Source organism: Microcystis flos-aquae FACHB-1344, from assembly GCF_014698375.1.
GTDB lineage: Bacteria > Cyanobacteriota > Cyanobacteriia > Cyanobacteriales > Microcystaceae > Microcystis > Microcystis aeruginosa.
This window is the reverse complement of the sequence record NZ_JACJSW010000235.1, coordinates 1-5,329: the sequence shown is the minus strand read 5'-3', so window position 1 is coordinate 5,329 and position 5,329 is coordinate 1. Positions and strand designations below refer to the sequence as shown.

Here is a 5,329-nt window from a genome sequence, read left to right as displayed (position 1 = left end):
AGAAAGACTCCATCGAGACGAAAGGAAAGTTGTTTGACTTCCACTGAGTCAAAGCGGTAGTTATTGGCTTCGCTGATAGGGAGTTGAATTAATTCAAAGAAGATAGAGGGGAATGATTGAAAGAGTTGATAAAAAATCGTGTCAGTTTTCATGCTTTTATTTCTTCATCCGCGCTTGTTCTTAAACCGCATCAACGGACTCATTAAACGATCGCAAAATCGAGACGATCCGATCAGCTTCCCCATCATTAAACATCCCATCTAGACCTTCGGGATGGTTATCAGTAAAAGGAGGCTCGTAGAGCGCCCCCGGATTCATAATTCCGTTTTTAGTGAGGATATCGATGATATTTTCGATAAAACGGATTTGATTGGCCGAGAAGTTTGTCCCCTGCAAATAACGGGCAAAAGCTTGTTTAGCCGCTTGGCGTGCCGCTACGCGGATCCCTGCGGGATCGAGTCCGACGATTTCCAGGATCAGGAGCTTGAGGCTTTTCGTCCGGCCAAAGACCTCCTCAAAACGCTGACGGCTCTCAATTTCTGCGGCCGAAAATAGCATCTCCTCTAGGGCAGATAAATCCCTGTCCGTTAGGGGGATATTGCGCCGCAACTTAGCGATCGCAAGGTGATCCTGATGCTGACGGATATAGGACTCGACTTTCCGGCGATACTGTTCGCGACTAAAACCGGTCTGATGGGTGGGAATATCGACAATCTGCACCTCCCCCATCTCATCGACAAAATCGGTGATCACGATCTGCTGCTTTTGGCGATCAATAAACTTGACCAGATCCCGGACACGCACCCGAATCCCCTCCACCATTGACGGCGTTGCTCTGGTCCACCAGCTTTCGTCCTGCACCTCGCGAATAAAGGCTAATTGCCCCTTAATCATCGGTATATCGGGCTTAGTCTCCAGTTGAAAGAGAATATCCCGCACTTTGTCCCGCAATCGCTCATAACTACGGTCGGCCTTGAGAATGGCTAATTGCAGTTTCACACAGAGAAGGTCGAATTCCTTGGCCAGGGGATCCTCATTGGGCAAACCATTGGGTAAACCGGCCAAGGAGTCGGCAATGGTGGCCGCGTCCTCCTGACTGAGGTTGTTCCAACGCTGGCGCTGACTAAAGGTCTCCACCTGCGGCAAGCGACGACGCACGAGGAAATTATCCCGGGGCATGGTGGCGATGTGTTGATGGAGTGCATCGAGCAAACTCGTGTATAGGTCGCCGGATCGATCGACTTTGTAAGTAGAGGACTGCTCTCTTGCCCTAGGTGTCGCGCTTGGCTTGGAGGGAGCGAGACGGGTTGCCAACTCGAGGCGATGTTTCACTAGGCGACTGGTGAGGCTTTCAGGTATTTTCTGGCTTGTTTCATCGATATCCTGCTCGAAATACTCGAAATTACCGCAGAGGTCGAAGACCAGAAACTCGGTTTTATGGTTGCCAGGCCCGAACAAATCCTGACAGAGACGGGTCCCGCGCCCGATCATCTGATTGAACTTCACCCGGGAGAATACGGGCTTAAAAAAGACCAAATTGACCACTTCCGGCACATCTACGCCGGTATCGAGCATATCCACCGAGACGGCTAAAATCGGTTCTTTGTTGACCTCGCTGAAGTCATCGAGCAGACTCTGGGCGTAATTGTCGTGACTGTCAATAATTTTGGCGAAATGGCCTTTGTAGTGAGGATAGTTACTGTTAAAGCGATCGCAGATACATTGGGCGTGCCGGTGATTACGGGCAAAAATAATCGTTTTACCCAATCGATCGCCACTGTTGACCTTTAGCCCCCGTTGCATCAATAATTCTAATGCTTGATCCACGGTGTCGATATTGAACAACCAGTCATTAAAGGCAGCTGCGTTAATTGCCTGCGGTAGTTCGCCGCTTTCCTCGTCCCGGAACTTCTCCTCGTAGTCTAGCTGCTCCTCCGGGGTTAGATCGCTGTATTTAACCCCAGTACGCAGAAACTTAAACGGTACAGTAACGCCCTTGGGGGGGACAAGGTAGCCATCCCTAACGGCATCATTTAACTCGTAGGCGAAGGTAGGCACGCCCTGGGGTAGCTGGAAAATGCGGTAGGTGTCCCGGTCTATTTCCGAGCGCGGCGTGGCAGTTAGCCCCACCAGCAGGGCATCGAAATAATCGAATATTTCGCCGTATTTCTGATAAATGGAGCGATGGGCCTCATCGATGATCACTAGGTCAAAATAACCCACCCCAAAGATTCGCCCCTCTGCATCCATGTGATCGATGGCGTTGAGCATGGTTTGATAGGTGGAGAAGAGGACGTTAGCCCCCGTCACGTCCTTGCTGCGGGTCAGATGCAGGACGGTAACGCTGGGTAGATGACGCTGAAAGGCTCGATAGGCTTGCTTTAATAGGGCATTGCGATCGGCCAGAAACAGGACTCGGTTTACCCAATTGGCACTCTTGAGCAGTTCCACCAATGCGATCGCCGTTCGGGTTTTGCCGGTTCCGGTGGCCATAACCAAGAGGGAATTACGGGCGCACTTTTCTTCAAAGGTTTCGGTAATGCGGCGGATGGCCTCTTTCTGGTAGGGACGGCCGACAATATCCTCGTTAATGGCGGTGTCCCTGAGGCGTTTACGGTGGGAACGGCGGAAAATTAGCCGTTCTAGCTCGGTTTTTCGCAGGAAACCGAGGACGGGACGGGGGGGATAGGCGAGATCATCCCAGAGATAGGTTTCGTAGCCGTTGCTGTAGAAAATAACGGGGCGCTGGTTGTAGTCTTTTTCTAAGCAGTCGGCGTAGAGTTTGGCCTGCTGTTGGCCGCTGTCGGCGCTTTTGCTGCTGCGTTTTGCCTCCACAACGGCGAGGGGTTTGCCGTCGTCGCCCCATAGTACATAATCGGCGAAACCGCGTCCGGTATCTCCGGGCTTTTGGATGGGCATCCCCTGCAGCTCGAACTCGGTGACGTTGGCTGCTTTGGTATCCCAGCCGGCCTCTTGGAGTAGTACATCGATCAGGTAGCGGCGGGTGTCGGCTTCGTTGTAGTCGTGCCGGTCAGCGATCGCTCGATTTTGGGCGAGGAGGGCATCCCGTTCGGCCCTAGCGGCTGCCAGTTCGGCCTCGGTTTGGCGCTGTTTTGCTTCGGCCAATTGGCGCAGGGCATCGCTTTGGGACAGGCGTTTTTCCAGGTCTTGCAGTTGTTTGGGAGCGGGGGGTGCGGCCGGGGGTATCTTCTGGCGATCGAAGCTAATATCGCCCAATTTTCGCCCATTCTGCCCATAGTAGCGCACCAGCCAGTAGGTGAGATGAAATAGTTCCTCGATCAGGTGCAGGGAGTCCCGTTCACTGATGGTGCTGGTATCGTGGGCGGCGTTGTTGCCGATTCTGTGGATGGTGCGAATTTTGCCGAAAAGTCCAGGTTTAAGGTTATCTTTAAAGGTTTGCTCGTGGATGAGAGCGCCTAGGCTATTGTCCCGGGGCAGTTGCAGGTAGGGGTCGTTTTCATAGAGCCAGCAGACCATTTGCTCTAGAACAAAACGGGTATAGAAGCAACTGGCCCGGGGGTTACTGAAGACTAATCCCTCCGCTTGGCTGGCATGATCGTAGATTGTCGGGAATTGATCTCGCAGGAAGGAGAAGTTTGAGTCCATATTGCGCTCCCCAGTCTATAACTTTATTATTCCCAAAGTTTTGGCTATCTCTATATTTTACCTGATTATTGTTTAACAGTTATATAAAAAAACAGCAAGTTCGGTTATTTTATTTAGGGTTTTCCCGCGTGACAGTGTGAGATGATAGGAATCTTGGTTAATTGTCCAACGGTCTTTTTTAATGGTATTTCCCACAAGATTATGGCAGTAATCCGCCGGCTACCATGGCTACAGTTCCCCTCTAAATGCTCTTTGTAAAAGGGAATTAAAGAGATTTTCGGATTGTTCAAGCGCCTGAAGATGACACCGAACAGATTCTTCGATATTTTTCGTAACTTTTGTAATTAGATTTTGTGTCTTGATAGGAGGAACAACGACCTCAATTTTGGATAATCCTGGCTGTGAAATATTAGTGATTGTAGATGTGTTAGAACCTAAAATCAGTCTATTTCTCATCGGTGGAGTTCTAAGCATTAAAGATAAAAACTCTGGATTAATCAGGTCTGTCCTCGGCCTGACTCGGATCATAAATGAACTGAAAAGGCAAATCTCATCAGAATCATAAACAGAACATACAGCAACCCCTTCACGCTTTACTGAAGAACGTACAAATAGCAGATCTCCTCTCATGAGACTATATTTTTCAATCTCTTTTGGAGTTACGTCGAGAAGTGAATACTTTTCTGGAATGAAACGATGCCATTCGTACAAGTCAGATATGTTTGCAACCTTAGAGCCATGACCATAGTGTTCACTATTTTTTCCTATTCCGTTTTGAAAATTTGTACATATTTCACCGAGACGCTTCACCTCCCACCCTTTCGGATTAGTAACAGGATCACCGAACATCTCTAGGAAAGTTGATCGCAATAACTCCTCAGTCAACCGAATTGCCTCTTTGCGCTTGCGTCGCACCCCATCCGCTTTATCTAAAATTGCCGCAATTCTTCGCTGTTCTTCGAGGGGTGGGAGGGATACCTTAATCCCTTTAACTATCTCAATATTTAAGTTCTTTACAGTTGAACCAGAAGCAAGACGGGAAAACTCTGCATATATTAGATCAGAACCTAGTAGATGATAAAAATAATCTTGATCAATAACACCTTTTTTATTACTTAAAACAAGCCATCCATCATGAATACAACCAGATGTTTTCATGATATAAGGGTGGCCAAAGCTCATGGAATTCGTAAGCAAAAAATCACCCGGATAGACCATGCGTGAATTCTTAACACCAGTCTTCAAAATGCGCTTTTTAGTGTGTGTAATGTATTTTGAACTATCCGAAGCATCACCAATCATTACCCAGTTTACACCGTCAGGTTCTTCTGTCAGAAAATTCTGAATCGGTCTTGGCGAACCACCACGAGCAATTTCAAAAATATCGCCTAGTGCGACAGATGGCCAATCCTTCATCCCAACATCTCCTTTAACGCGCGTAAAACCAGATCAATCTTATTTTCAAACATAAATCAAATATCCTTTCGGTGGACTAAAGCGGTGGGTTACGACGGATTGTTAGATTGACTTTAACGCCTAGATTGTTGCCGTCTAACCCACCCTACTATGAACTCTTCTCCCCCCTTTTTAAGCTATCCATTAGTCACATCTTTCTTAACATAAAATTTGACAAAAAGAGAAAAGTGTGCCAGATGGCTCAAGGGGGTTCTATGGGGGAACTAATTTGATGAGATAGTTTCCA

Annotated in this window: 3 protein-coding genes; all 3 read right to left on the bottom strand. The window is 48.2% G+C overall.

Annotation, left to right across the window (positions count from 1 at the left end; all coding sequences use genetic code 11):
* The coding region (locus H6G48_RS25210; RefSeq protein ID WP_190723794.1) for a DUF2887 domain-containing protein at window positions 1-152 on the bottom strand (152 nt) is incomplete at its 3' end.
* 28 nt (window positions 153-180) lie between these two features.
* A complete protein-coding gene (locus H6G48_RS25205; protein ID WP_190723793.1) occupies window positions 181-3,627 on the bottom strand; it encodes a DEAD/DEAH box helicase family protein in 3,447 nt (1,148 codons plus the stop codon).
* Window positions 3,628-3,855: 228 nt separating this feature from the next.
* Window positions 3,856-5,043, bottom strand: a complete 1,188-nt coding sequence (locus tag H6G48_RS25200; RefSeq protein WP_190723792.1) for a restriction endonuclease subunit S — start codon at window positions 5,041-5,043, stop codon at window positions 3,856-3,858.
* Window positions 5,044-5,329: the final 286 nt, after the last annotated feature.